Source organism: Sphingomonas sp. Sph1(2015), assembly GCF_001970915.1.
Lineage (GTDB): Bacteria > Pseudomonadota > Alphaproteobacteria > Sphingomonadales > Sphingomonadaceae > Sphingomonas > Sphingomonas parapaucimobilis.
In genome coordinates, this window is record NZ_MQUI01000006.1 from 118650 (window position 1) to 139678 (window position 21029).

Annotated in this window: 22 protein-coding genes and 1 pseudogene; 4 read left to right on the forward strand and 19 right to left on the reverse strand. The window is 67.9% G+C overall.

Translation table 11 applies throughout. The features are described 5' to 3' along the window. Position 1: 1 nt before the first annotated feature. The 15 genes from BSZ14_RS04515 to BSZ14_RS19990 all read right to left on the reverse strand — a co-directional run bounded on the left by BSZ14_RS04515 (position 2) and on the right by BSZ14_RS19990 (position 15795). A complete protein-coding gene (locus BSZ14_RS04515; protein WP_076709978.1) occupies positions 2-970 on the reverse strand; it encodes a cell division protein FtsQ/DivIB in 969 nt (322 codons plus the stop codon). Next, positions 967-1917 (reverse strand): D-alanine--D-alanine ligase, encoded by a 951-nt coding sequence (locus BSZ14_RS04520; protein ID WP_076709979.1) that lies wholly within the window; start codon positions 1915-1917, stop codon positions 967-969. Before BSZ14_RS04520 ends, BSZ14_RS04515 begins: the two co-directional genes overlap by 4 nt. A 169-nt stretch (positions 1918-2086) precedes the next feature. Continuing rightward, positions 2087-2974 carry a UDP-N-acetylmuramate dehydrogenase gene (gene murB, locus BSZ14_RS04525; protein ID WP_198930448.1) on the reverse strand — a complete coding sequence of 296 codons (888 nt, stop codon included), beginning with the start codon at positions 2972-2974 and terminating at the stop codon, positions 2087-2089. Beyond that, on the reverse strand, positions 2971-4386 hold the full coding sequence (murC, locus tag BSZ14_RS04530; protein ID WP_076709980.1) for a UDP-N-acetylmuramate--L-alanine ligase: 1416 nt from the start codon (positions 4384-4386) through the stop codon (positions 2971-2973). Before murC ends, murB begins: the two co-directional genes overlap by 4 nt. Beyond that, complete coding sequence (murG, locus tag BSZ14_RS04535; RefSeq protein ID WP_076709981.1) at positions 4383-5534, reverse strand: undecaprenyldiphospho-muramoylpentapeptide beta-N-acetylglucosaminyltransferase; 1152 nt, start codon at positions 5532-5534, stop codon at positions 4383-4385. The genes murC and murG overlap by 4 nt, the downstream gene beginning before the upstream one ends. Further along, entirely contained in the window at positions 5531-6760 is a 1230-nt protein-coding gene (locus BSZ14_RS04540; RefSeq protein ID WP_076709982.1) for a peptidoglycan glycosyltransferase FtsW, read from the reverse strand. The genes murG and BSZ14_RS04540 overlap by 4 nt, the downstream gene beginning before the upstream one ends. Then, positions 6757-8130 (reverse strand): UDP-N-acetylmuramoyl-L-alanine--D-glutamate ligase, encoded by a 1374-nt coding sequence (gene murD / locus BSZ14_RS04545; RefSeq protein ID WP_076709983.1) that lies wholly within the window; start codon positions 8128-8130, stop codon positions 6757-6759. The genes BSZ14_RS04540 and murD overlap by 4 nt, the downstream gene beginning before the upstream one ends. Next, positions 8127-9197, reverse strand: a complete 1071-nt coding sequence (gene mraY, locus BSZ14_RS04550) for a phospho-N-acetylmuramoyl-pentapeptide-transferase (protein ID WP_056434228.1) — start codon at positions 9195-9197, stop codon at positions 8127-8129. Before mraY ends, murD begins: the two co-directional genes overlap by 4 nt. Before the next feature lie 5 nt (positions 9198-9202). Continuing rightward, positions 9203-10576 carry a UDP-N-acetylmuramoyl-tripeptide--D-alanyl-D-alanine ligase gene (locus tag BSZ14_RS04555; protein ID WP_076709984.1) on the reverse strand — a complete coding sequence of 458 codons (1374 nt, stop codon included), beginning with the start codon at positions 10574-10576 and terminating at the stop codon, positions 9203-9205. Beyond that, a complete protein-coding gene (locus BSZ14_RS20160; RefSeq protein WP_274533637.1) occupies positions 10573-10704 on the reverse strand; it encodes a hypothetical protein in 132 nt (43 codons plus the stop codon). The genes BSZ14_RS04555 and BSZ14_RS20160 overlap by 4 nt, the downstream gene beginning before the upstream one ends. Further along, positions 10701-12131, reverse strand: coding sequence for a UDP-N-acetylmuramoyl-L-alanyl-D-glutamate--2,6-diaminopimelate ligase (locus BSZ14_RS04560; RefSeq protein WP_076709999.1), 1431 nt, complete (start codon positions 12129-12131; stop codon positions 10701-10703). Before BSZ14_RS04560 ends, BSZ14_RS20160 begins: the two co-directional genes overlap by 4 nt. Positions 12132-12141: 10 nt before the next feature. Beyond that, entirely contained in the window at positions 12142-13860 is a 1719-nt protein-coding gene (locus BSZ14_RS04565; protein WP_042490021.1) for a peptidoglycan D,D-transpeptidase FtsI family protein, read from the reverse strand. Continuing rightward, the gene (locus BSZ14_RS04570) at positions 13857-14522 is read right to left on the reverse strand and encodes a hypothetical protein (protein WP_042490018.1); all 666 of its coding nucleotides are present in this window, start codon (positions 14520-14522) and stop codon (positions 13857-13859) included. Before BSZ14_RS04570 ends, BSZ14_RS04565 begins: the two co-directional genes overlap by 4 nt. Then, positions 14519-15496 (reverse strand): 16S rRNA (cytosine(1402)-N(4))-methyltransferase RsmH, encoded by a 978-nt coding sequence (gene rsmH, locus BSZ14_RS04575; protein ID WP_076709985.1) that lies wholly within the window; start codon positions 15494-15496, stop codon positions 14519-14521. The genes BSZ14_RS04570 and rsmH overlap by 4 nt, the downstream gene beginning before the upstream one ends. Beyond that, positions 15493-15795 (reverse strand): MraZ C-terminal domain-containing protein, encoded by a 303-nt coding sequence (locus BSZ14_RS19990; protein WP_241823631.1) that lies wholly within the window; start codon positions 15793-15795, stop codon positions 15493-15495. The genes rsmH and BSZ14_RS19990 overlap by 4 nt, the downstream gene beginning before the upstream one ends. Before the next feature lie 45 nt (positions 15796-15840). Here BSZ14_RS19990 and BSZ14_RS19995 point away from each other — a divergent pair, with 45 nt between their 5' ends. Further along, the gene (locus BSZ14_RS19995) at positions 15841-16077 is read left to right on the forward strand and encodes a hypothetical protein (RefSeq protein WP_241823632.1); all 237 of its coding nucleotides are present in this window, start codon (positions 15841-15843) and stop codon (positions 16075-16077) included. Between the two features lie 340 nt (positions 16078-16417). On the opposite strand, the gene BSZ14_RS04585 is transcribed toward BSZ14_RS19995, so the two are convergent. Both BSZ14_RS04585 and BSZ14_RS04590 read right to left on the reverse strand, forming a co-directional pair. Next, on the reverse strand, positions 16418-16669 hold the full coding sequence (locus BSZ14_RS04585; protein ID WP_076710000.1) for a hypothetical protein: 252 nt from the start codon (positions 16667-16669) through the stop codon (positions 16418-16420). 105 nt (positions 16670-16774) lie between these two features. After that, complete coding sequence (locus BSZ14_RS04590; RefSeq protein WP_076709986.1) at positions 16775-17740, reverse strand: cysteine synthase A; 966 nt, start codon at positions 17738-17740, stop codon at positions 16775-16777. A gap of 174 nt (positions 17741-17914) precedes the next feature. Between BSZ14_RS04590 and BSZ14_RS04595 the strand changes: the two genes are divergently transcribed. The 3 genes from BSZ14_RS04595 to aat all read left to right on the forward strand — a co-directional run bounded on the left by BSZ14_RS04595 (position 17915) and on the right by aat (position 19894). Further along, positions 17915-18301, forward strand: coding sequence for a hypothetical protein (locus BSZ14_RS04595; RefSeq protein ID WP_042491466.1), 387 nt, complete (start codon positions 17915-17917; stop codon positions 18299-18301). 124 nt (positions 18302-18425) lie between these two features. Beyond that, on the forward strand, positions 18426-19139 hold the full coding sequence (locus BSZ14_RS04600) for a ParA family protein (protein WP_076709987.1): 714 nt from the start codon (positions 18426-18428) through the stop codon (positions 19137-19139). Further along, the gene (gene aat / locus BSZ14_RS04605) at positions 19136-19894 is read left to right on the forward strand and encodes a leucyl/phenylalanyl-tRNA--protein transferase (RefSeq protein WP_042491469.1); all 759 of its coding nucleotides are present in this window, start codon (positions 19136-19138) and stop codon (positions 19892-19894) included. The genes BSZ14_RS04600 and aat overlap by 4 nt, the downstream gene beginning before the upstream one ends. A gap of 35 nt (positions 19895-19929) precedes the next feature. Here aat and BSZ14_RS18970 read toward each other — a convergent pair. Continuing rightward, positions 19930-20163 (reverse strand): annotated as a pseudogene (locus tag BSZ14_RS18970) (DUF2155 domain-containing protein); the annotation flags it as partial. 203 nt (positions 20164-20366) lie between these two features. After that, entirely contained in the window at positions 20367-20759 is a 393-nt protein-coding gene (locus BSZ14_RS04615; RefSeq protein WP_042491471.1) for an NADH:ubiquinone oxidoreductase subunit NDUFA12, read from the reverse strand. Positions 20760-21029: the final 270 nt, after the last annotated feature.

Consider the following 21029-nt stretch of genomic DNA (forward strand, 5'->3'; position numbering starts at 1 on the left):
GCTACCCCTGTACTGCCCCCGGAGCCGCCGCCCCGTCGGACGCCGCCCCGTCCGCGTCATTCCCGGACGCCGGATCGCTGCCCATATCCCCGGCCTTGGCCGGATCGGCGAGCGCATGGTTCTGATTCAAACCGGGCTTTCGCGCAACCAGCTTCGTGGGGTCGCGCATGTCGAAGCGCAGCCAGCCGCGTCCGAGCAGCGGCCGCGAGCCGTCCATGGCCGCGAACTTCATCAACGCCGCCCCTGCCCCATCCTCGGGCAAAGCCAGCGTCTCGCCGCTGTCGAAGGTGATGTCCCAGCGACGATTGCCGATCCAGGTCGCCGCCTTCACCCGCGGCTTCAGCGCGGGCGCGGCGGACAGCAGCGCCTGATAGGCGGGCTCCTGCAAATTCGCGCCCGGCCCGATGATGAGCGGCAGGTCGGGCATCGCCTCGGGCCGCACCGGCTCCAGCAGCACGCCGCCCGCGTCGATCAGGGTCAGCTGGCCGTTATCCTGCCACACCGCCGCCGGGGTCCGCTCCTCGATATCGACCAGCAGCGTGTCGGGCAGGCGGCGGGAAACATGCGCATCCTTGATCCAGCCATAGCGGAGCAGCTTGGCCCGGACATCCTCCAGATTGACGAGCGGCATCGCCCGGCTCTGCTGATCGAGTGCGACGGCATAGACGGTCATCCGGTCCATGCGCTTCAGGCCGGTCACTTCGATCTGCTGGACGCGGAAACCGGCATGGCCCGCCTGTTCGGCGATCGCGGTGCCGATCATGCCGGGCACCCCGACATAGGTCGCGACCGCCAGCACCGCCGCGCCCGCGCCGCCCAGGATCGTCCAGGTGACGGCCTTCCTGATCGTCTCTTCGCTGACCGGCACCTTGGCCAGCAGGCGCTGCGCCAGCGTAACGCGCTTGACCGGCTGGCGCCGCCGCGGAACCGGGCGGCGCGGCGGGGGGCCGCGCTTGATCGTGCGGCTCATCCCGCCGGATTCCGATCAATCGGATTGTCGCGGTACCAGGCAATGGCCTCGTCGACGATCGCCTGCACCACGGCGTCATAATCCATGCCGACATGGCGACCCTGTTCGGGCACCAGGCTGAGCGGGGTCATGCCCGGCTGGGTGTTGACCTCCAGCAGGAACAGCCCATCGACCCCGCGCTCGTCGTCCCAGCGGAAGTCGGAACGCGAGGCGCCGCGACAGCCCAGGATACGATGCGCCTCCAGCGCCAGAGACTTGCACGCCTCGGCGATCTCGTCGGGGATCTGCGCGGGGCAGACATGCTCGGTCAGGCCGTCTGTGTATTTGGCGTCGAAGTCGTACCAGCCGTTCTTCGGCTTCAACTCGGTGACGCCCAGCGCGCGGCCGCCCAGCACGGCGGTCGTCAGTTCGCGGCCCCGGATATAGGGTTCGGCCAGCAATTCCTCGAACTCGGCCCAGGGACCCGCGGCATCCCGCGCGATCGGGCTGCCATGGTTGCTGGTATCGGTGACGATCGCGACGCCGACGGAAGAGCCTTCGTTGACGGGCTTCAGCACATAGGGGCGCGGCAGCGGGTCGGCGGCGAACAGTTCCTCCGACTTCACGATGCGGCCGCCGGGCATGGGAATGCCGTGGGGCACGAGCGCCTGCTTGGTCAGCACCTTGTCGATCGCGATGACCGAGGTGGCGAGCCCCGAATGGGTATAAGGAATGCCCATCAGGTCGAGCATCCCCTGCACCGTGCCGTCCTCGCCGGGCGAGCCGTGCAGCGCATTGAACACGAGGTCGGGCTTGGCCTCGACCAGCTTCGCCGCGACATCGCGGCCCATGTCGATGCGGGTGACGCGGTGCCCGTTCCGCTCCAGCGCATCGGCGACGCCCGCGCCCGACATCAGCGACACCGGCCGCTCCGCCGACCAGCCGCCCATCAGTACGACGATATGCATCACGCGATCCTTGTTGTTGGCGTGGAGTCTTCTTCAATCCTCCCCAAGCTGTGCTTGGGGAGGGGGACCAGCCGCAGGCTGGTGGAGGGGCAAGCCCCTCGCCCCTCCACCACCGCTTCGCGGCGGTCCCCCTCCCCATCAGAGATGGGGAGGATTGCGCGGGCGGCACTCACTTCGTCACCCCGACACGCTGGATTTCCCATTCGAGCGTCACACCCGACTGCGCCTTGACCTTGGCGCGCACGCCCTCACCCAGCGCCTCAATCTCCGCCGCCGTGGCGTTGCCGAGGTTCAGAAGGAAGTTGCAATGCTTTTCCGACACCTGCGCATCGCCCAGCGTCAGCCCGCGACAGCCCGCCGCGTCGACCAGCGCCCAGGCCTTGTGCCCCTCGGGGTTCTTGAAGGTCGAACCGCCGGTCTTGGAGCGCAGCGGCTGCGACGCCTCCCGCGCGGCGGCGATGCGGTCCATCTCTGCCTGGATGTCGGCGGGTTCGGCGGCATGGCCCCGGAAGGTCGCCTCGACCACCACCGTTCCGTCGGTCAGGTTGGAATGACGATAGGTATATTCCAGGTCGGCGACGCCCAACGTCTCGACCGTGCCGTCGCGGCGGACGACCGTGGCGGAGACCAGCACATCGGCCACCTCGCGCCCATAGGCCCCGCCATTCATCCGCACGAAACCACCCACCGTGCCGGGGATCGAGCGCAGGAACTCCAGCCCGCCGATCCCGGCATCGCGCGCATTGGACGAGACGAGGATGCCCGAGGTGCCGCCGCCACAGGTGATGACGTGCCCCTCTCCCGCCCGTGCGTAGCTGAACGGCTTGCCCAGACGGATCACGACACCCGGCACGCCGCCATCCCGTACGATCAGGTTGGAACCGAGGCCCAGCGCCATGACAGGCACGTCGCCTGCAAGCGTCTTCAGAAACGCCGAAAGGTCCTCCGTGTCCTTCGGCTCCAGCAAATATTCGGCCGGTCCGCCCGCCTTGAACCACACGAGCGGCGCCAGCGGCGCGCCGGGGGTCAATCGGCCGGCGGTGTCGGGCAGGTTCATCGGCGCGCCTTGATGGCGCTGGCCAGGCCCGCCGCCCACTTCGTGATGTCGCCCGCACCCAGGCAGACGATCATGTCGTCCGCACGGATCGACCCCGCCAGCTCCTCGGCCAGCGCGTCCGCATCGGCCACGGTCGCGGTCGAGCGATGCCCGCGCCGCTTCAGCCCCTCGACCAGCGCGGAAGCGTCCACACCCTCGATCGGCTGCTCACCCGCCGCATAGACCGGCGTCACCAGCACGCGGTCGGCATCGTTGAAGGCGGTCTGGAACTCTTCCATCAGATTGCCAAGCCGGGTGAAGCGATGCGGCTGCACCACCGCGATCACGCGACCCCGCGCGCCTTCGCGGGCGGCGGCCAGCACCGCACGGATCTCGACCGGGTGATGGCCGTAATCGTCGATCACGGTCGCCGCGCCGCCATCGACCGCGATCTCGCCGACCTTGGTGAAGCGCCGCTTGACGCCGCCGAACTGGCTGAACCCCTGTTGGATGGTCGCATCGTCAATGCCCAGCTCCAATGCGACGCCGATTGCGGCCAGCGCGTTCTGGACATTGTGGCGGCCGGGCATCGGCATTTCGATTCCCTCGATCGAGCGCGCGGTGCCGTCGCGATGGCGGATGATCGCCTCGAACCGATTGCCGCCGGGAATTGGCGTGACGTTGACGCCGCGCACGTCCGCCTGGGCCGAGAAGCCATAGGTCACGACACGCCGGTCGCGGACACGCGGCAGGATGTTCTGCACCTCCGGGTGGTCGAGACAGAGCAACGCCGCGCCGTAGAAGGGGACGTTCTCGACGAATTCGACGAACGCGTCCTTTACCCGGTCGAACGAGCCGTAATGGTCCAGATGCTCGGGATCGATATTGGTCACGACCGCGATCGTGCCGTCGAGCCGCAGGAAGCTGCCGTCGCTCTCGTCCGCCTCGACGACCATCCAGTCGGAGGCACCCAGCCGCGCGTTCGAGCCATAGCTGTTGATGATGCCGCCATTGATGACGGTCGGGTCGACACCCCCGGCATCCAGCAGCGCCGCGACCATCGAGGTGGTCGTCGTCTTGCCATGCGTGCCCGCCACCGCGACGGTGGACTTCAGCCGCATCAGCTCGGCCAGCATCTCGGCCCGGCGAACCACGGGGATGCGGCGTTCCAGCGCGGCTTCGACTTCCGGGTTGGAGCGGGTGATCGCGGTCGAGGTCACGACCACCGCTGCATCGCCCAGATTGTCGGCAGCGTGCCCGATGGCGACCGGAATACCCTTGGTCCGCAGGCCCTGCACGACATAGCCCTCGGCTACGTCCGATCCCTGCACGCGGTAGCCGAGATTCTTCATCACCTCGGCAATGCCCGACATGCCGATGCCGCCGATGCCGACGAAGTGGATCGTGCCGATATCCGTGGCGACGCCCTTCATGCGCCTGCTCCCGCCAAATTCTGAGTCCTTTGCGATTTGCCCACCGGCAAGACCATGCGCGGCGCGTCGAGGCTTTCGACCAGGTCGGCGAGGTCGCTCGCCGCCTCGGGTCGTCCACAGGCGCGCGCGCGGCCCGCCGCATTCTCCAGCGCCGCCGGGTCGAGGCCCAGCTTCTGCATCTGCTTCGCCAGTTCCACCGGCGTGAAGTCGCCCTGCGCGATGGTGCGCGCGCCGCCCGCCTTGGTCATCTCGCGCGCGTTCACCGTCTGGTGATCGTCGGTGGCACTAGGCAGCGGCACCAGAATCGCCGGGCGGCCCGCCACGGTCAGCTCGGCCAGCGTCGAAGCGCCCGCCCGCGCGATCACCAGATGCGCCCAGGCCAGCTGCTCGGGCAGGTCGGGCAGATAGGTGGCGAGTTCGGCCGGAATCTCATGCTCGGCATATTTGGCGCGAACCGCGTCGATATCCTCGATCCGCGCCTGATGCGTCACCTGCAACCGTCGCCGGAACGTCACGGGCAGCATGGCGAGGCCATCGGGCACGACTTGGCTCAGGATGCTCGCCCCCTGGCTGCCGCCGGTGACGAGGACGCGGAAGATGCCGTCCTCCTCCAGCAGCGGATAGGGCCGCGACCGCAGCGCCAGCACCTGGTCGCGCACCGGATTGCCGACCAGCCGGGTCTTGTCGGCATGTTTGGCGCTCAGTCGCTGCGTATCCTCATAGGACAGCGCAATCGCATCGACCTTGCCCGCGACGAGCCGGTTGACCCGGCCCAGCACGGCATTCTGCTCGTGGATCGCGGTTGGAATGCCTTCCGCGAACGCCGCCAGCAAAGCGGGCATCGCCGGATAGCCGCCGAAACCGATCACCGCCGCCGGACGAAACGTCTTATAGAGTTCGCGCGCCATCGCCCGGCCGCGCCACATCTCACGCAGCGCCTTGGCCCAGCCGACCGGCCCGCCCGAAAAACGCCCGGCGGGCAGGACGTGGGTCTGGATATCCTCGAACAGTCCCGGGAAGCGCACGCCGCGCGCGTCGGACACCAAGGCGACGCGGTGGCCGCGCCGGGTCAGCTCGGCCGCCAGCGCGGCGGCGGGAACCATATGGCCACCGGTGCCTCCGGCAGCGAGGACGAAGTGACGGCTCATTGCCCGCTCCACCTGACTACATAGGGGCTGCGCGTCAGGAACGGGTTGCGCCGGGTAAATGCCAGCAACAACCCCATCCCGATCGACAGCGCGATCATCGACGAGCCGCCATAGCTGATGAACGGCAGGGTCATCCCCTTGGAGGGCGCAAGCCCCGTGTTCACCGCCATCGAGATCAGCGCCTGCGCGCCGAACTGCACCGCCAGCCCGGAGGCGGCGTAGAGCTTGAACTCGTCCTGTTCGTCAAGCAGCTTCACGAACACGCGCACCACGATCGCCAGGAAGACCAGCGCGATGATCGAGCAGGCGATCAGCCCGAACTCCTCGCCGATCACCGAGAAGATATAGTCGGTATGCGCCTCCGGCAGGCCGAACTTGGCGGTGCCCCCGCCCGGCCCCGTCCCGGTCCAGCCGCCCGCGGTCAGCGTGTTGTGCGCGGCGTTCACCTGGAAATGGTCGGCCGCACCCTCGCCATCGACATCGGGGAAGAGGAACGCATTGATGCGGCTGCGCGCCACGCCATAGAACATATAGGCGGTGACCAGCCCGATCGGCGCCAGCGATCCGATCGCCAGCATCACCCGCATCGGCGTGCCCGAGATCATCAACAGCGCGACCCAGACCAGACAGAAGACGATCGTCTGCCCGAAATCGGGTTGCAGCATCAGCAATCCCGCAACGAGCGCCGTCATGCCCATGGTAATGAGCGTGGCGGGCAGATCCTTTTCCTTGGCCCGCAGCGACAAGATCCAGGCCGTCGTCACGATGAACATCGGCTTCAGGAACTCGGAAGGCTGAAACTGCGCGATCCCGAACCCGACCCAGCGCCGCGCGCCGTTGATCGACACGCCGATAAAGGGCGTCACGGCGAGGACGGCGATCAGCACCGCCGTGCCCAGCACCGCCATGCGCCGCGCGGTGACGACCGGCAGCATCGACACGATGAACAGCACGGGCAGCGAGACGCCGACCCACATCACCTGTCGCCAGAAATAATAGAGCGGCGCGAATTTCCGATGCTCGCCCGAATAGCGCATCGCGGTGGCGGGGCTGGCGGCGGCGACCGCGATCAGGCCGATCGCGATCAGGAACAGGGTGAGCAGCAGCAGCACCCGGTCGATGTCCCAGAACCAAGTGCCCAGCGGCGAGCGGTCGCCGCGTCCGCCGCGTCCCTTCATCGACCCGATCAGGCCGGGACGCGGGGTCTTGGGCGCACGCTCGCTCATGCCAGGGCCTCCACCGCCGCGCGGAAAGCGTCGCCGCGCGCTTCGTAGTCGCGGAACTGGTCGAAGCTGGCGCAGGCGGGGGACAGCAGCACCGTGTCACCGGGTTGCGCGGCAGCGGCGGCATGGGCGACCGCCGTCTCGAGCGTGCCGGATTGTTCGACCACGGGCACCTTGTCCTTCAACAGGCCGAAGAACAAAGGCGCAGCCTCGCCGATGGTATAGGCCGCGACGACATGATCCAGATGCGCGGTGCAGGCGTCGAGATCGTCGCCCTTGCGCTTGCCGCCGACGATCCAGTGGACGCGGGGGAAAGCTGCCAGTGCGGGCGCCGTGGATTCGGGGTTCGTTGCCTTGGAGTCGTTGACGAACGCCACGCCGTTGCGCGTCGTGACCTGCTGCATCCGGTGCGGCAGACTGGCATAGCTGGCGAGACCTGCCTCGATCGCATCCTCGCGGATGCCCAGCGCACGGGCGACGGCAATGGCCGCCTGCGCGTTCTGGGCATTGTGCGGGCCTTGCAACGCGGACCAGCGGCTCTGGTCGATCGCGCTGGCTGCGATGGCGACGAGGTCATCGGTCCGTCCGGCCAGCCCCTGCGCGATATTGGCCGAGGCTTCGTCGCCCGTGCCGATGACCGCGACATGGCCCGCCGACTGCATCGCGAACAGCCGCGCCTTGGACGCGGCATAGCCCGCAAACCCGTCATAGCGGTCGAGATGATCGGGCGTGATGTTGAGCAGCACTGCCACGTCGCAATCCAGGCTTTGCGTCAGGTCGATCTGATAGCTGGACAGCTCCAGCACATAGACCCCGCCCTCGGGCAGAGGCTCCTGCCGCAGGATCGGCAGGCCGATATTGCCGCCCATCAGGGTCGGCACGCCCGCCGTCTTCAGGATATGATGGACCAGCGCGGTGGTGGTCGACTTGCCGTTGGTGCCGGTGATACCGACGACCTTATGCGGCGGCAGGTCATGCCGCGCCTGGGCGAAGAGTTCGATGTCGCCGATGACCGGCACGCCAGCAGCTCGGGCGGCAGCGGCCAGCGGATGGGTGTTGAGCGGCACGCCCGGCGACACGACCAGCGCGTCGAAGCCTGACAGGTCGTCGAGCGGCGCAACAACAAGCCCCTCCCCTTCAGGGGAGGGGTTGGGGTGGGGCGCATCCTCAGGCCGTACAGTTTGCGGCGAGGCCCCACCCCCAGCCCCTCCCCTGAAGGGGAGGGGAGCCAAGGCCTCGCGCTTCTCGGGATCGCTATCCCACGCAACAACCCTAGCCCCGCCCGCCAGTAATGCCGAAACGGTCGCGGCGCCGGAGCGTGCAAGCCCCAGCACCGCGTAACGTTTCCCCGCCCAGTCGCTGGCGACGATCATCGCAGCTTCAGCGTCGACAGGCCCGCCAGCGCCAGCACGAAGGCGATGATCCAGAAGCGGATCACGACCGTCGGCTCCGACCAGCCGAGCTGTTCGAAATGATGGTGGATCGGCGCCATGCGGAACACCCGCTTGCCGGTCCGTTTATAGAAGAAGACCTGGATGATGACCGACATCGCCTCGACCACGAACAGGCCGCCGATGATGCCCAGCACGATCTCGTGATGCGCGACCACCGCGATGGTGCCGAGCGCGCCGCCCAGCGCCAGGCTGCCGGTATCGCCCATGAACACGGCCGCCGGGGGCGCGTTGAACCACAGGAAGGCAAGGCCAGCACCCACCACCGCGCCGCAGAAGATCGCCAGCTCGCCCGCACCCGGCACATGCGGAATGCCGAGATAATCGGCGAACTTCACGTTACCCGCCAGATAGACGATGACCATGAAGGCGACGCTGGCGATGATGACCGGCATCGTCGCGAGCCCATCGAGCCCGTCGGTCAGGTTCACCGCATTGCCGAACGCGACGATCGTGAAGGCGGCGAACAGCGGGTAGAAGTAGCCGAGATCGAGATACATGCGCGAGGTGAAGGGTAGGTACAGATGCGGCCCGTTCTGCCCCATGATGATCCACGCCGCGACGCCCGCAATGGCGAACTCCAGCAGCAGCCGGGTCTTGCCCGACACGCCTGCCGTCGAGGCTTTGCGCACCTTGTCGTAATCGTCGAGGAACCCGATCGCGCCGAAGCCCAAGGTCACGAACAGGCACGCCCAGACGAACGGATTGAACACGTTCATCCAGATCAGGATCGACAGCGTCATGCTGGTCAGGATCATCAGCCCGCCCATGGTCGGCGTGCCGCGCTTGGCGAGGTGGGTCTGCGGCCCGTCGGCGCGGATCGGCTGCCCCTTGCCCTGGCGGACGCGCAGCCAGCCGATGAAGCGCGGCCCGATGATCAGGCCGATGAACAGCGCGGTCGCCACCGTCGCGCCGGTGCGGAACGACTGGTAACGGATGAGATTGAGAAGCCCCGGAAAACCGAGATGCTCCGCGATCCAGTACAGCATCTAACTCACGCCCCGCCCGTTGGAGTATCGCCGCGCAGGGCCGCCACGACACGCGACAGCCCGACTCCGTTCGACCCCTTGATCAGCACCACGTCATCGGGTGCGATGATAGCGGCCAGCGCCTCGCGCGCGGCCTTCGCATCCGCCACATGGACGAAATCGACCCGCCCCTCAAGCGCGGCGGCCAGCGGCGTCATCGATTCGCCGACCAGCAGCGCCCGTTCGACGCGCGCCGCCACGATCGGCTCGGCCAGCCCCGCGTGATAATCGGCGGAGTCCTCGCCCAGTTCGCGCATCTCGCCGAGCACCGCGACATGGCGGCCCGGCTCCTCGGCCAGTACGGCCAGCGTCGCGCGCATCGAAGCGGGATTGGCGTTGTAGCTCTCGTCGATGACCAGCGCGCCTTGCGGCGTACGGAACCGTACGCCCCGCCCGGCCAGTCCGCCCAGCTCGGCCAGCGCAAGGCCCGCCAGCCCCAGATCGCCGCCCGCCGCATCGACCGCCGCCAGCACCGCCAGCGCATTGGACACCCAATGCCGCCCCGGCTGGGACAGGGTGAAGTTCAGCTCCTTGTCGCCCAGCTTCGCCGTCACGAAGCTGCCGCCGTTCGGCCCACGCATCGCCTCGACCGCGCGGACGTCGGCGGCGGGGTCGAAGCCGAAAGTCACGATCCGGTCGGCATGGGGCCGGGCGGCGGCGATCAGGCGGTCGCGATGCGGGCTGTCATAGGGCACGATCGCGGTGCCGCCGGGCTCAAGCCCCTGGAAAATCTCGCCCTTGGCGTCGGCGATGGCGCTTTCGTCGGGGAAGAATTCGGTATGCGCTGGCGCGATGGCGGTGACGATCGCGATATGCGGGCGCACCATCGCGGTCAGTGCGGACAACTCGCCCGCATGGTTCATGCCCATCTCGAACACGCCCGCACGGACGTCGCGCGGCATCCGCGCGAGGCTCAAGGGCACGCCGGTATGGTTGTTGTAACTCTTGACCGAACGGTGCACCGCCCCGCGCCAACCGCGTTCCAGGGCTGCGTAGAGCGCTTCCTTGGCACTGGTCTTCCCGACCGACCCGGTGACGCCGATGATCGTCGCCTGCGTGCGCGCCCGGCTGGCACGGGCCAGGTCTTCAAGCGCGTGGAAGCTGTCGGTGACGCGGACATGCGGATGATCGGTCGGGGTGCTGACCAGCGCGCCCGCCGCCCCCTGCCCGAACGCCTGGTCGAGGAAGCGGTGACCATCGGTCGCTTCGCCCGACATGGCGACGAACAGGTCGCCGGGGCCAACCTCCCGGCTGTCGAAGGCAACGCCCGAAACGCCGAAGTCGGCCGAAGCCGTTCCGCCGGTCGCTGCGGCAATCTCCTGCGCGGTCCACAAGGTCATTTGCGGTCCTCGGCGGTCTTCGCGCCATAATGCAGCGACAGCTTGGGCCGAACCCGTGCGGGGGCGTCGGGCTGTGCGGCATCGGCCTTGTCCACCGGGGGCGTCTTGGTCGGAGCCTGCGCGGTCATGCCGCACACTCCCGCGCCACGGTCACGTCGTCGAAGGGCAGGACGAGATCGCCGACGATCTGGCCCTGTTCATGCCCCTTGCCGGCGATCAGCACGATATCCTGCTCCCCCGCCTCGGCGATAGCGGCGGCGATGGCCGCGCGACGGTCGCCGATCTCGACCGCGCCGGTGGCACCGCGCATCACCTGCGCACGGATGGCGGCGGGGTCTTCGGTACGCGGGTTGTCGTCGGTCACGATCACCCGGTCGGCATGTATCGACGCGACCTGCCCCATGACCTCGCGCTTGCCCGGATCGCGGTCGCCGCCCGCGCCGATCACGACGATCAGCCGCCCGCCCGCATGGGGCTTAAGCGCGGCGATCGCCGCCTCGATCGCGTCGGGGGTATGGGCATAGTCGACATAGACCGGAGCACCGCTGCGCGCGATGGCAGCGCGTTCCAGCCGTCCGCGCACCGGCTGCAACCGGGCGAGGTTCGCGATGGTCGTCGTCAGGTCGCCGCCCGTCGCCAGTACGAGGCCCGCCGCGACCAGCGCATTGGCGGCCTGATAGGCGCCGATCAACGGCAGCTGCACCTTGTGGACGGCGCCATGCTCGTCCTCGATCACCAGCCCCTGCCCCAGCAGCGTCGGATGCCGCTCGACCAGCTTCAGCGTCGATCCGCGCGTGCCGACCGTCACCAGCTTGTTGCCGCGCGCCCGCGCCAGGTCGATCACCCGACCGCTCTGCACGTCATCGGCCCAGACGACCGCCGTGCCCTCGGGCGACAGCACTTCGGAGAAAAGCCGCATTTTCGCCGCAAGATACGCGCCCATGTCGCCATGATAGTCGAGGTGATCGCGCGAAAGGTTCGTGAACGCCGCCGCCGACACGTCCAGCCCTTCGGTGCGATACTGGGTCAGGCCGTGGCTCGACGCCTCGAACGCCAGATGGGTCACCCCCTCGCGCGCCAGCCCGGCGACGTTCGACAGGAAGGTCACGACATCGGGCGTGGTCAGCCCGGTATAGGTCCGTTCATCGGCGGTGGTGACGCCCAGCGTCCCGATCGAGGCGGCGTGATACCCCGCCATACGCCAGAGCTGGCGCGTCATCTCGACCGTCGAGGTCTTGCCGTTGGTCCCCGTCACCGCCACCGCCGTCGCCGGGAAGGGCGCGAAGAACGCGGCCGCCAGCCGGGCAAAGGCGGCACGCGGTTCGTCGGAGGCGATATGCACCGCCCCCTCGACCGTCACGCCGGGCCGCGCGACGACCGCCACGGCCCCGCTGCGCACCGCATCGGCGATGAAATCCTCGCCATTCACCCGCGCGCCCTGGAACGCGCCGAAGATCGTGCCGGGTGCGACCTTGCGGTGGTCGATCGCGAAACCGGAGACGAGGGCGTCGCCGCCCTCGCCCGTAATGCCATGGTCCAGTTGGTTCAGCTTCATGCCGCGAGCCTCATCGTCCATCCACCGGCGGCGATTTCGGGTCCTGCCACAGGGTGGGCAGGATATCCGACTCGTCGATATCCTTGGTGGCATCGGGCACCACGCCCAGCATCGCGCCGACCCGCGTGATCGTCCGTCCGACCACGGGGGCGGCGTTCCAGGCTGCGGTCTTCCACCCGAACGTCTCCTTCGTACCCTTTGGCGAGTCCAGCATCGCCAGCACCACATAACGCGGCGCATCCATCGGGAACGCCGCGGCGAAGGTAGCCACGTTGCGCGACCGATCATAGCCGCCCGCGACGGCGGCCTCGGCGGTGCCGGTCTTGCCGCCGACGCGGTAGCCCGGCGCATCGCCCTTGCGACCCGTGCCGCGCATCACGATCAGGCGCAGCATCTGGCGCATCTTGTAGCTGGTCGCCTCGCTGATGACCCGCCGTCCCGCCGCGGCATGGCCCGGCGCGACCTTCAGCAGCGTCGCCGGACGCCAGATGCCGCCATTGACCAGCGCCGCATAGGCCGAGGCCAGGTGCAGCGGCGTCACCGCAATGCCGTGGCCATAAGCGGTCGTCATCGTTGTCGTGCGCGCCCAATAGGTGGGCAGCAGCGGGCGGCCCTTTTCGCGAAGCTCGATATCGGGCTTGGTATCGAAGCCCAGCTTGCGGAACATGGTCTGCATCCGCTGCGGCCCGATCTCGTCGGCGATGCGCGCGGTGGCAACGTTAGACGAGTAGATCAGTGTCTCGGCCATGTTCAGCCAGCGCTTCGGATCGCCCGCTTCGTCATGGATGGTATAGCTGCCGACCTTGAGCGGATGCGTCGCATCGAAGCGCCGCTGCATCGAAGTGACGACGCCATTCTCCATCGCCACCGCCATGGTGATCGGCTTGAAGGTCGACCCCAGCTCGAACACGCTCTGCGTGGTGATGTTGCGCAGTTCCTCGGTGCCCGCCATCCCGACCCGGTTGGGGTTGAAGGTCGGCAGCGAGACCATCGCGATCACCTCGCCGGTATGCACGTCCAGGATGATGCCGCCGCCGCCGCGCGCCGAGAAGGTGTTCATCGCCCGGCCGAGTTCGCTTTCCAGCGCGGCCTGGGCGCGGGTGTCGATCGACAGCGCGACGGGCTTGCCCGACTGCGCCGGATCGAGCAGCCGTTGGTCGAGCACGCGTTCCATGCCGCTCATCCCGTGCCCGTCGGTCGACAGGAAGCCCAGCGCGTGCGCGGCGAGCGAGGATTGCGGATAGAGGCGCTGCGTCTCGCGATCGAAGACAAGGCCAGGCTCGCCGATGGCATTGACCTGCTCGACCAAGGTCGGGCTGGCGCGGCGTTGCAGATAGACGAAGTTCGCCTTGCGGGTCAGCTGGCCATAGAACCAGGCCTGATCGCCGCGATCGGGCATCAGTGCGGCGAGGCGCGCGGCGACCTCCATAGGATCGCCGATCAGCTTCTTCGGATGAACCGCGATCGTCCAGCTGTCGATCGTGCGCGCCAGCGGCGCACCGTTGCGGTCGACGATATCGCCGCGCGCCGCCAGCGTGGCGGTCCGCGCGGCCGCATCGGCAGGTCCGGCGAACACCGCCAGCAGCATCAGCCGCCCGATCACGACGACCACCGCCGCGCCGAACAGCATCATCAGCATCATCAGGCGCATATGCGTCGTCGCGACCAGCGCATGGCGCTGGCCGGCGGTACGCTGCGTTCCGGCGGGACGCGCGACCAGAACGCTCAACGCCGCCGCCGCGCTTCGGTCTTGGCGCCCTTCAGGATATCACCCAGCGTCGTGTCGGACAGCAGCTGGCGGTCGAGCATCGCCACGGCTTCCGGCCGGACCTTCGCGACGGCGGCGGCGGTGCGGACGGTCGCGATCGGGGCGGGCTTGGCCTTTTTGGTCGTCACGACATGTTCGGACACGGCCTGGACGATCTGGGGCTTGGGCAGATCCACCTTGGCGAGGCGGACGACGGGGGCGGGCGCGTTGGGCTTGGACAGGGCGGCTGGCGCGGCGGCGGCCACGGCTTCCGGCTGGACGACGACAGGCGCAGGCTGCGAGGGGACGAGCAGCGCGGCGGTCTGGATCGTGCCCTCGGCGGGACCACGGGTCACGTCGAGCGAGGCCAGCTGCGCCTCGTCACCGACAAACTGGCCCGCCACCGGCGCGGTCAGCGCCAGCGTGTCGCCATTCCACTTTTCCAGCTGAACCAGATTGGCGCGGGTATCGAACTCCGTCTCCAGCGCACGTATGTCCCGCTGCGCAGCGGCGATGCGGCCGTTGACGTCGTCGAGCTTCTTGCGCTCCGCCGCCACCTGCAGGGAGACGAGGTAGAATCCCAGGACGACTGCGACGCAGCTCCCGAACCATCCTATCCCCCTCAACCGATACGCCGCCGTCATACGCCAAACTCCTGAGTCAACTCGCCCCCCGGCGCCCTGCCCCTATCCGCCGACCAGGCCGGGGATTCCGTACGCGTCGCAAAGCGCAGCGTCGCCGAGCGCGCGCGCGGATTGCGGGCCAGTTCCGCCTCGCCCGCGCGCACCGCCTTGCCGACCTGGGCAAAGCTGGGTGCCCGCGCCGCCGCCTGTTCGGGCAGATGGCGCGACCCGCCCGGCATCTGCCCGGCGCGCTCGCGGAAGAAGCGCTTGACCATGCGATCTTCCAGACTGTGGAACGTGACCACCGCCAGGCGACCGCCCGGCTTCAATGCGCGCTCGGCCGCAGCCAGCCCCTCGGCCAGTTCGTCCAGTTCGCGGTTCACATGGATGCGGATCGCCTGGAAGGTCCGCGTCGCCGGGTCCTTCTTGTCATGCGGGCGATAGCCCAGCGCGCGGCGGACCACGGCGGCCAGCTCGCCGGTGCGGGTCAGCGGACGCGCGGCGACGATCGCCTGCGCGACGCGGCGCGAGCGCGGCTCCTCACCATAATGATAGAGGACGTCGGCGATGGCGGCTTCATCGGAGGTATTCAGGAAGTCGGCCGCCGACTCGCCCGCCTGCGCCATGCGCATGTCGAGCGGGCCGTCACCCTGGAACGAAAAGCCCCGCTCCGCCTGGTCGAGTTGCATCGAGGATACCCCGATATCCAGCACCACACCGTCAACGCGCGCCGTCAGCTCCTGATCCAGATTGGAAAATTCACGGTGGATCAGGGTCAGGCCCGGCTCGACGGCGACCAGCGCCTGGCCGTTGGCGATGGCATCGGGATCGCGGTCGAAGGCCACGACCTTCGCGCCCCGACCCAGCATCGCGCGGGTATAGCCGCCCGCGCCGAACGTGCCGTCGACATGCGTCTCGCCGGGCAGGATGGCGAGCGCGTCGAGCACTTCGTCGAGAAGGACGGGGATATGCGGGGCGTCGGGAAGCGCACTCACAGGGCGATCCCCTTTTCCTGGCAGTGGAAACGCGCGGCCGAGATCATCTTGGACGGCAGGCCCGGCGTCTCGACCAGGGTCCTGGGATCCCAGATTTCGATATAGTCGAACGTGCCCCAGAAAAAGGCATGGCCGGTGATCCCGGCATGAAAGCGCGGAAAACCCGGCATGATGAAACGACCCGACCCGTCAAAGGGCACGGCCTCGCCATTCGCCAGGTCGCGCTTGATGTTATAGTCGATGCGGCCGTCCGGCCCGCGCGACATCTCGGTCCGCGCGTCCAGTTCCTTCTTCAGCACGGCAACATAACCCGGATCATAGGCGATCAGACAACGCTCGGTTTCATGGACCGCAATGATGATGGTCCCGCCATCTTTTCCGTCGGGGCGCGGCGCATTTTGAGCCAGCGTAGAGCGGAGCGCATTAGGGATGGCAACGCGGCCCTTGTCGTCGACAAGGCCAATGCCACTTCCCTGATACAAACCCCTTTCGGACACGCCAACCTCGCACATGGCGCGCACGGCCTCACCGTTTCAAAACACGACCATCGCCGCATTCCGACCATTTCTGGATCACAGTGAGCCTGCCCCTCTGTTAGCTTTCGGTTTACCGATAGCAGAACCGGGAGGCAACGGGATTTTTGGGGAGAAACGGGGAAATCGAGTCTGAACCCGGGGTTATGCGACCAACCGCTGGTCGTTTGACGGGAACGCCGCCATCGCCGCTCTGCCGGAAAATGCCGGATTTCCGCCGATCGGGGCGCTTTCCCCGGATTTCCCCGGCCCCGACGGCATGCAAAAGCGATCACGGTTGAATTAACTTTTATTAAGCAAAAAGCCCGATACGGCCGCGAATGCCCCGCGGCGGCGATGATCGCCCATCGGACAAGAACGCGCCCGTCAGTCCGGGCGGGATCCGCAATCAGCGTGCGGGGTCGGCCGGTGCCTGCGTGTTCACGGGCGCGGGGGCGACACCCAGTTCGGCCAGCGGCTCGCTGGACGACGGGGCGGTGGCGTTCGCCAATGTCATGTCGGCGACCATGTTCGACTGCGCCGCGCCGGCGACCGCCGCAGGTGGCTCGTCCCGGTTCAGCGAGCCCAGGATCGTGCTGGCGATCGCGATCAGCAGGATGACGGCGGCCAGGCCGATCATGCCGACTTTCACGCGCTGCATGATATGATGATGGTCGGGTGACTTCATGGAACTCGGTGACACTATCTCGTGCGCCGCCTCATGTCGACCTCCAGCGCGCGCCGTCAAGTCGCAAAGGGGCGGCGACTATAGCCCCTTCTCGGCCCGCCACGCCGGATTGTGCAGCGTGGAGAGGTAGCGAAACCCGGTATCGCACAAAATGGTTGCGATCCGCTTATCAGGCCCCAAGGCCCTGGCCAGCGCCACCGCGCCTGCGACATTGATACCAGAGGACAGGCCCAGGCACAGCCCCTCCTCGCTCAACAGCCGCTGCACCCAATACCAGCCTTCCGCATCGGATAGACGAAACTGGGTATCGATCGGCGCACCTTCCAGATTGGCGGTGATCCGTCCCTGCCCGATCCCCTCGGCGACCGAAGAGCCTTCGGACTTGAGTTCGCCATGCGCATAATAGTCGTACAGGGCCGCCCCGTGCGGGTCGCTCAGCGCGATCGTCACCGATTCGTCGTGCGCCTTCAGCCCCAGGCCGACCCCGGCCAGCGTGCCGCCGGTTCCCGCCGCGCAGGTGAAGCCGTCGATCCGGCCGCCCATCTGGTTCCAGATTTCCTCGGCCGTCCCGACGATATGCGCCCGGCGATTGGCGATATTGTCGAACTGGTTGGCCCAGACCGCATTGTCCGTCTCCTCGGCGATCCGGCGCGAGGTGTGGACGAAATGACAGGGGCTGGAATAGGGCGCGGCGGGCACGAGGACGAGTTCGGCGCCCAGCGCGCGCAGCGTGTCCATCTTCTCGCGGCTCTGCGTCTCGGGCATCACGATGATCGTGCGATAGCTCTTGGCATTGGCGACCAGCGCCAGGCCGATGCCGGTATTGCCCGCCGTCCCCTCGACGATGGTGCCGCCGGGCCGCAGCAGCCCGCGCGCCTCGGCATCCTCGACGATGAACAGCGCCGCGCGGTCCTTCACGCTGGCGCCGGGATTGGCGAATTCGCACTTGCCGTAAATGTCGCAGCCCGTGGCCTCGCTCGGCCCCTTCAGGCGGACGAGCGGGGTGTTGCCGATCAGGGCCAGCGTGTCGGAGATCACTTCCATGCCGCCTAGATGGCCCCTGCCCCGCCATCGGGCAAGCCAAGCCTTGCTTGCCCCCCGCCAAGCATAAGGAGGGAGCGCTCACGGCCGACCGGCAAAATGTTGGGCCTTGGGCCACGTTGACGCACAGGTCATGCTTGACGCCGGGTTGCTGCATTTGCGAAGCACCGCCCCGCTATGAAGAGCCTCCTCCCCCTCATCGTCGCCGCACCGCTGCTCGCTTTGGCCGCGTGCAATTCCAAGCCCAGCCAGCCCGAGGTCGTCGACACCAATCCCGACCCGATGGCCAACGAGCTCGCCAACCGTGCCCCGGTCGAGCTGCCGCCCGCGATCAAGGCGGACAAGACCTTCCGTTGCAAGGACAACAGCCTCGTCTACGTCACCTTCTTCCAGGGCGACAAGCAGGCCAATGTCCGCCTGAAGGAAGGCGAAACCCCCGTCGTGCTGAAGGCGCCCGCCGCCGGTGAGCCGCTGACCGCCGAAGGCGGCTGGAAGATGACCGGCGACGAAAAGGCCGTCACCTTGACCACGCCGAAGAAGGCCGCGCAGGTCTGCCACATCTGATGTGCATTCCATCCGTCCCTGGCGTCGCTTGATCGACGATAAGGACTTGATCGAAAACCGGCCGGCGGGGATATCTCCGTCGGCCTTTTCTTTGGGCCATGTCGGGAGGTCGGAGAGAAAAGCCGTGGCCGCGATCGCGATCTACAGCCTGAAGGGGGGCGTCGGAAAGACCAGCATGGCGGTCAATCTGGCCTGGTGCGCCGCCAGCCTGTGCGCGCGCCGGACCCTGTTATGGGATCTCGACCCGCAGGCTGCCTCGACCTGGCTGCTGGGCGGCCCGGCGCGGGGCGACCGGGCGCAGGCCGTCTTTTCGCGCGACATTGCCGCCGAGCGGCTGGTTCGCCGGACCGACATTCCCCGCCTGTCGTTGATCGGTGCCGATGATTCGCTGCGTGGCCTGGACCATCTGTTCCACACGATCGAAAAGAAGAAGCGGCTCGGCAAGCTGATCGACGGGCTGGACGATTATGACAGCGTGATCCTGGACTGCCCGCCCGGCCTGACCGAGACGACCGAGCAGGTGTTGCGCGCGGTCGACCTGATCGTCGTGCCGGTCGTGCCCTCCGCGCTCGCCACCCGCGCGCTGGAGGTGGTGGACGGCCATGTCCGGGGTCGCGTGCCCCTGCTGCCCGTGCATGTCATGGTCGACCGCCGCCGCCGCCTTCACGCCGAGGCGCTGGCGGCGCATCCCGACTGGCCGGTCATCCCGATGGCCAGCCTGGTCGAGGCGATGGGCGAGCATCGCGCGCCCATCGGCGCCTTCGCCCCCCGCAGCAGTGCCGCCCAGGCCTATGCCGATCTGTGGCGCTGCGTCGAACGGCGGCTGGCGGGAGGATGAGCCGCCGCGACGACCCCGGCCCGCCCGAACGGCTGACCCCGCATCTGGTGCTGGGGGCCTATGCGGTCGGGGTGTTCCCGATGGCGGACACGCGCGACACCGATCATGTCTATTGGGTGGAGCCGCGCAAGCGTGCCGTCCTGCCGCTCGACGGCTTTCACCTGTCGCGCTCGCTGCGCAAGACGGTGGCGAAGGACCGGTTCCGCGTCACCGCCGACACCGCCTTCGAATCGATCATCCGGCTTTGCGCGGAGAGCGTTCCCGACCGGCCCGAGACCTGGATTAACTATGCGATCGAGCGGGTGTTCATCGACCTGTTCGACATGGGCTTTGCCCATTCGATCGAATGCTGGGACGGCGACGAACTGGTCGGCGGTCTGTATGGGCTGGCGCTGGGCCGCGCCTTTTTCGGCGAATCGATGGTCAGCCGCCGGACCGATGCGTCCAAGGTGGCGCTGGTCTGGCTGGTCGCACGGTTGCGCGCCGGGGGATACAGCCTGCTCGACTGCCAGTTCCAGACCAGCCATTTGTCGACCATGGGTGCGGTCGAGATCGGGCGCGAGGATTATGTCGCGCTGCTGTCCGACGCATTGGCGGGGGTGGTCGCACCGGGCGCTTCCGCTGCGGGCGTATCGGCCTCGGGCGATTTCGCCGCGCTCGACCGCCTGGGGGCGGTGCCGGGCAGCGAGGCCGGGACCGTCTCCGGCCCCGTTTCGGGCCACGACATCGTGCAGCTCTTGGCCCAGACGTCATAGACCGGGTGGAGCACGACGTTGAGCGCAGGCCGCTCCTTGTACAGCCAGCCTGAAAAGACCCGCTGCCACCGCTGATTGGCGCCACGCACATCCAGTTGGACGAACGCGCCGGTCAGTTGCTCCGGCTCCCACGACGCCGTCTTCTCGCAGGCGCGCAGGCGCACCACGACATCGCCGACGCGAACCGCCTGACCGGGTTTCAGCGTCAGGTCTCGCGAGACACCGTTGCGTTTGTTGAGCAGGCCGATCACCGCGACGCGCTCTGCCATCGGAGTCCCGCCGGTGGGCAGGTTCGTTTGCGCGCCATCGACCGATTCGATCCCCGACGCGGCGCCTGGGCTGTCGGGCAGGATCTGGCTGACTGCCGATTCGGCGGAGTTGCCGCCATGATCGGTCAGCGCCTGATAGCCGAACCAGCCGCCGACCCCCAGCAAGGCGACCAACGCACCGCTGGCCAGCCAGCGCGACGTCTTCACCCCTCGGGGGTCCAGGCTTCGTAGTCGCCGGTCGCGGCCTGACGCTGGCCGCCCTTTTCGAGCGCACCCGAGGGGCGATAGGCCATGGCGGTGCCGGTCATGTTCGGGATGGCGGGCTTCTGCCACGCGCGACGCGGCGGCAGCGAGCGGTCGGGCACATCGTCGACCTGATGATGCAGCCAGCTGAACCATTCCGCCGGAACCCGGCTGGCATCGTTCGAGCCGTTATAGATCACCCAGCGCCGCGCCCGGCCGGCGGTGTCGACACCGCCCTCATAATAGATATTGCCATGCGCATCCTCGCCAACCTGCGCCTTGCCGCGCAGACCGAACCAGGTGCCGATGGTGGCGCCGTTCCACCAGGTGAAGGGATTGAGGTTGATGCCCATGTCGCGCCGTGTAGCCCGGCTGTCGCCGCCCTTCAACCGCGTTCATGCCTGACGGAGGTGAGGGCGCGGTCGGATAGACCTGACAAACGCCCCTGCCCACGCTTGAAGTGAGTTTGGGATAGAAGGATGGTCTCGGTGAGACACCCTGCCCTCCCCCAGCCCCTCCCGCCTGCGGGAGGGGAGAAGCGCGGGGTAACGCGACGGCCGGTTAAGCCCCTCCTCCCGGCAGGGGGGAGGGGTTTGGGATGGGGGCCAGGCCACGAGCGACCG

Coding starts and splice junctions, on each gene's coding strand:
- murG (WP_076709981.1), bottom strand. CDS start 5,534: ATGAGCCGTCACTTCGTCCTCGCTGCCGGAGGCACCGGTGGCCATATG.
- BSZ14_RS04540 (WP_076709982.1), bottom strand. CDS start 6,760: ATGAGCGAGCGTGCGCCCAAGACCCCGCGTCCCGGCCTGATCGGGTCG.
- murB (WP_198930448.1), bottom strand. CDS start 2,974: ATGAACCTGCCCGACACCGCCGGCCGATTGACCCCCGGCGCGCCGCTG.
- mraY (WP_056434228.1), bottom strand. CDS start 9,197: ATGCTGTACTGGATCGCGGAGCATCTCGGTTTTCCGGGGCTTCTCAAT.
- aat (WP_042491469.1), top strand. CDS start 19,136: ATGAGCCGCCGCGACGACCCCGGCCCGCCCGAACGGCTGACCCCGCAT.
- BSZ14_RS04555 (WP_076709984.1), bottom strand. CDS start 10,576: ATGACCTTGTGGACCGCGCAGGAGATTGCCGCAGCGACCGGCGGAACG.
- BSZ14_RS04590 (WP_076709986.1), bottom strand. CDS start 17,740: ATGGAAGTGATCTCCGACACGCTGGCCCTGATCGGCAACACCCCGCTC.
- murC (WP_076709980.1), bottom strand. CDS start 4,386: ATGAAGGGCGTCGCCACGGATATCGGCACGATCCACTTCGTCGGCATC.
- BSZ14_RS04615 (WP_042491471.1), bottom strand. CDS start 20,759: ATGGGCATCAACCTCAATCCCTTCACCTGGTGGAACGGCGCCACCATC.
- BSZ14_RS19995 (WP_241823632.1), top strand. CDS start 15,841: ATGGACCGCAATGATGATGGTCCCGCCATCTTTTCCGTCGGGGCGCGG.
- murD (WP_076709983.1), bottom strand. CDS start 8,130: ATGATCGTCGCCAGCGACTGGGCGGGGAAACGTTACGCGGTGCTGGGG.
- BSZ14_RS04560 (WP_076709999.1), bottom strand. CDS start 12,131: ATGAAGCTGAACCAACTGGACCATGGCATTACGGGCGAGGGCGGCGAC.
- BSZ14_RS04585 (WP_076710000.1), bottom strand. CDS start 16,669: ATGCAGCGCGTGAAAGTCGGCATGATCGGCCTGGCCGCCGTCATCCTG.
- BSZ14_RS04520 (WP_076709979.1), bottom strand. CDS start 1,917: ATGCATATCGTCGTACTGATGGGCGGCTGGTCGGCGGAGCGGCCGGTG.
- BSZ14_RS04515 (WP_076709978.1), bottom strand. CDS start 970: ATGAGCCGCACGATCAAGCGCGGCCCCCCGCCGCGCCGCCCGGTTCCG.
- BSZ14_RS04570 (WP_042490018.1), bottom strand. CDS start 14,522: ATGACGGCGGCGTATCGGTTGAGGGGGATAGGATGGTTCGGGAGCTGC.
- BSZ14_RS20160 (WP_274533637.1), bottom strand. CDS start 10,704: ATGACCGCGCAGGCTCCGACCAAGACGCCCCCGGTGGACAAGGCCGAT.
- BSZ14_RS04595 (WP_042491466.1), top strand. CDS start 17,915: ATGAAGAGCCTCCTCCCCCTCATCGTCGCCGCACCGCTGCTCGCTTTG.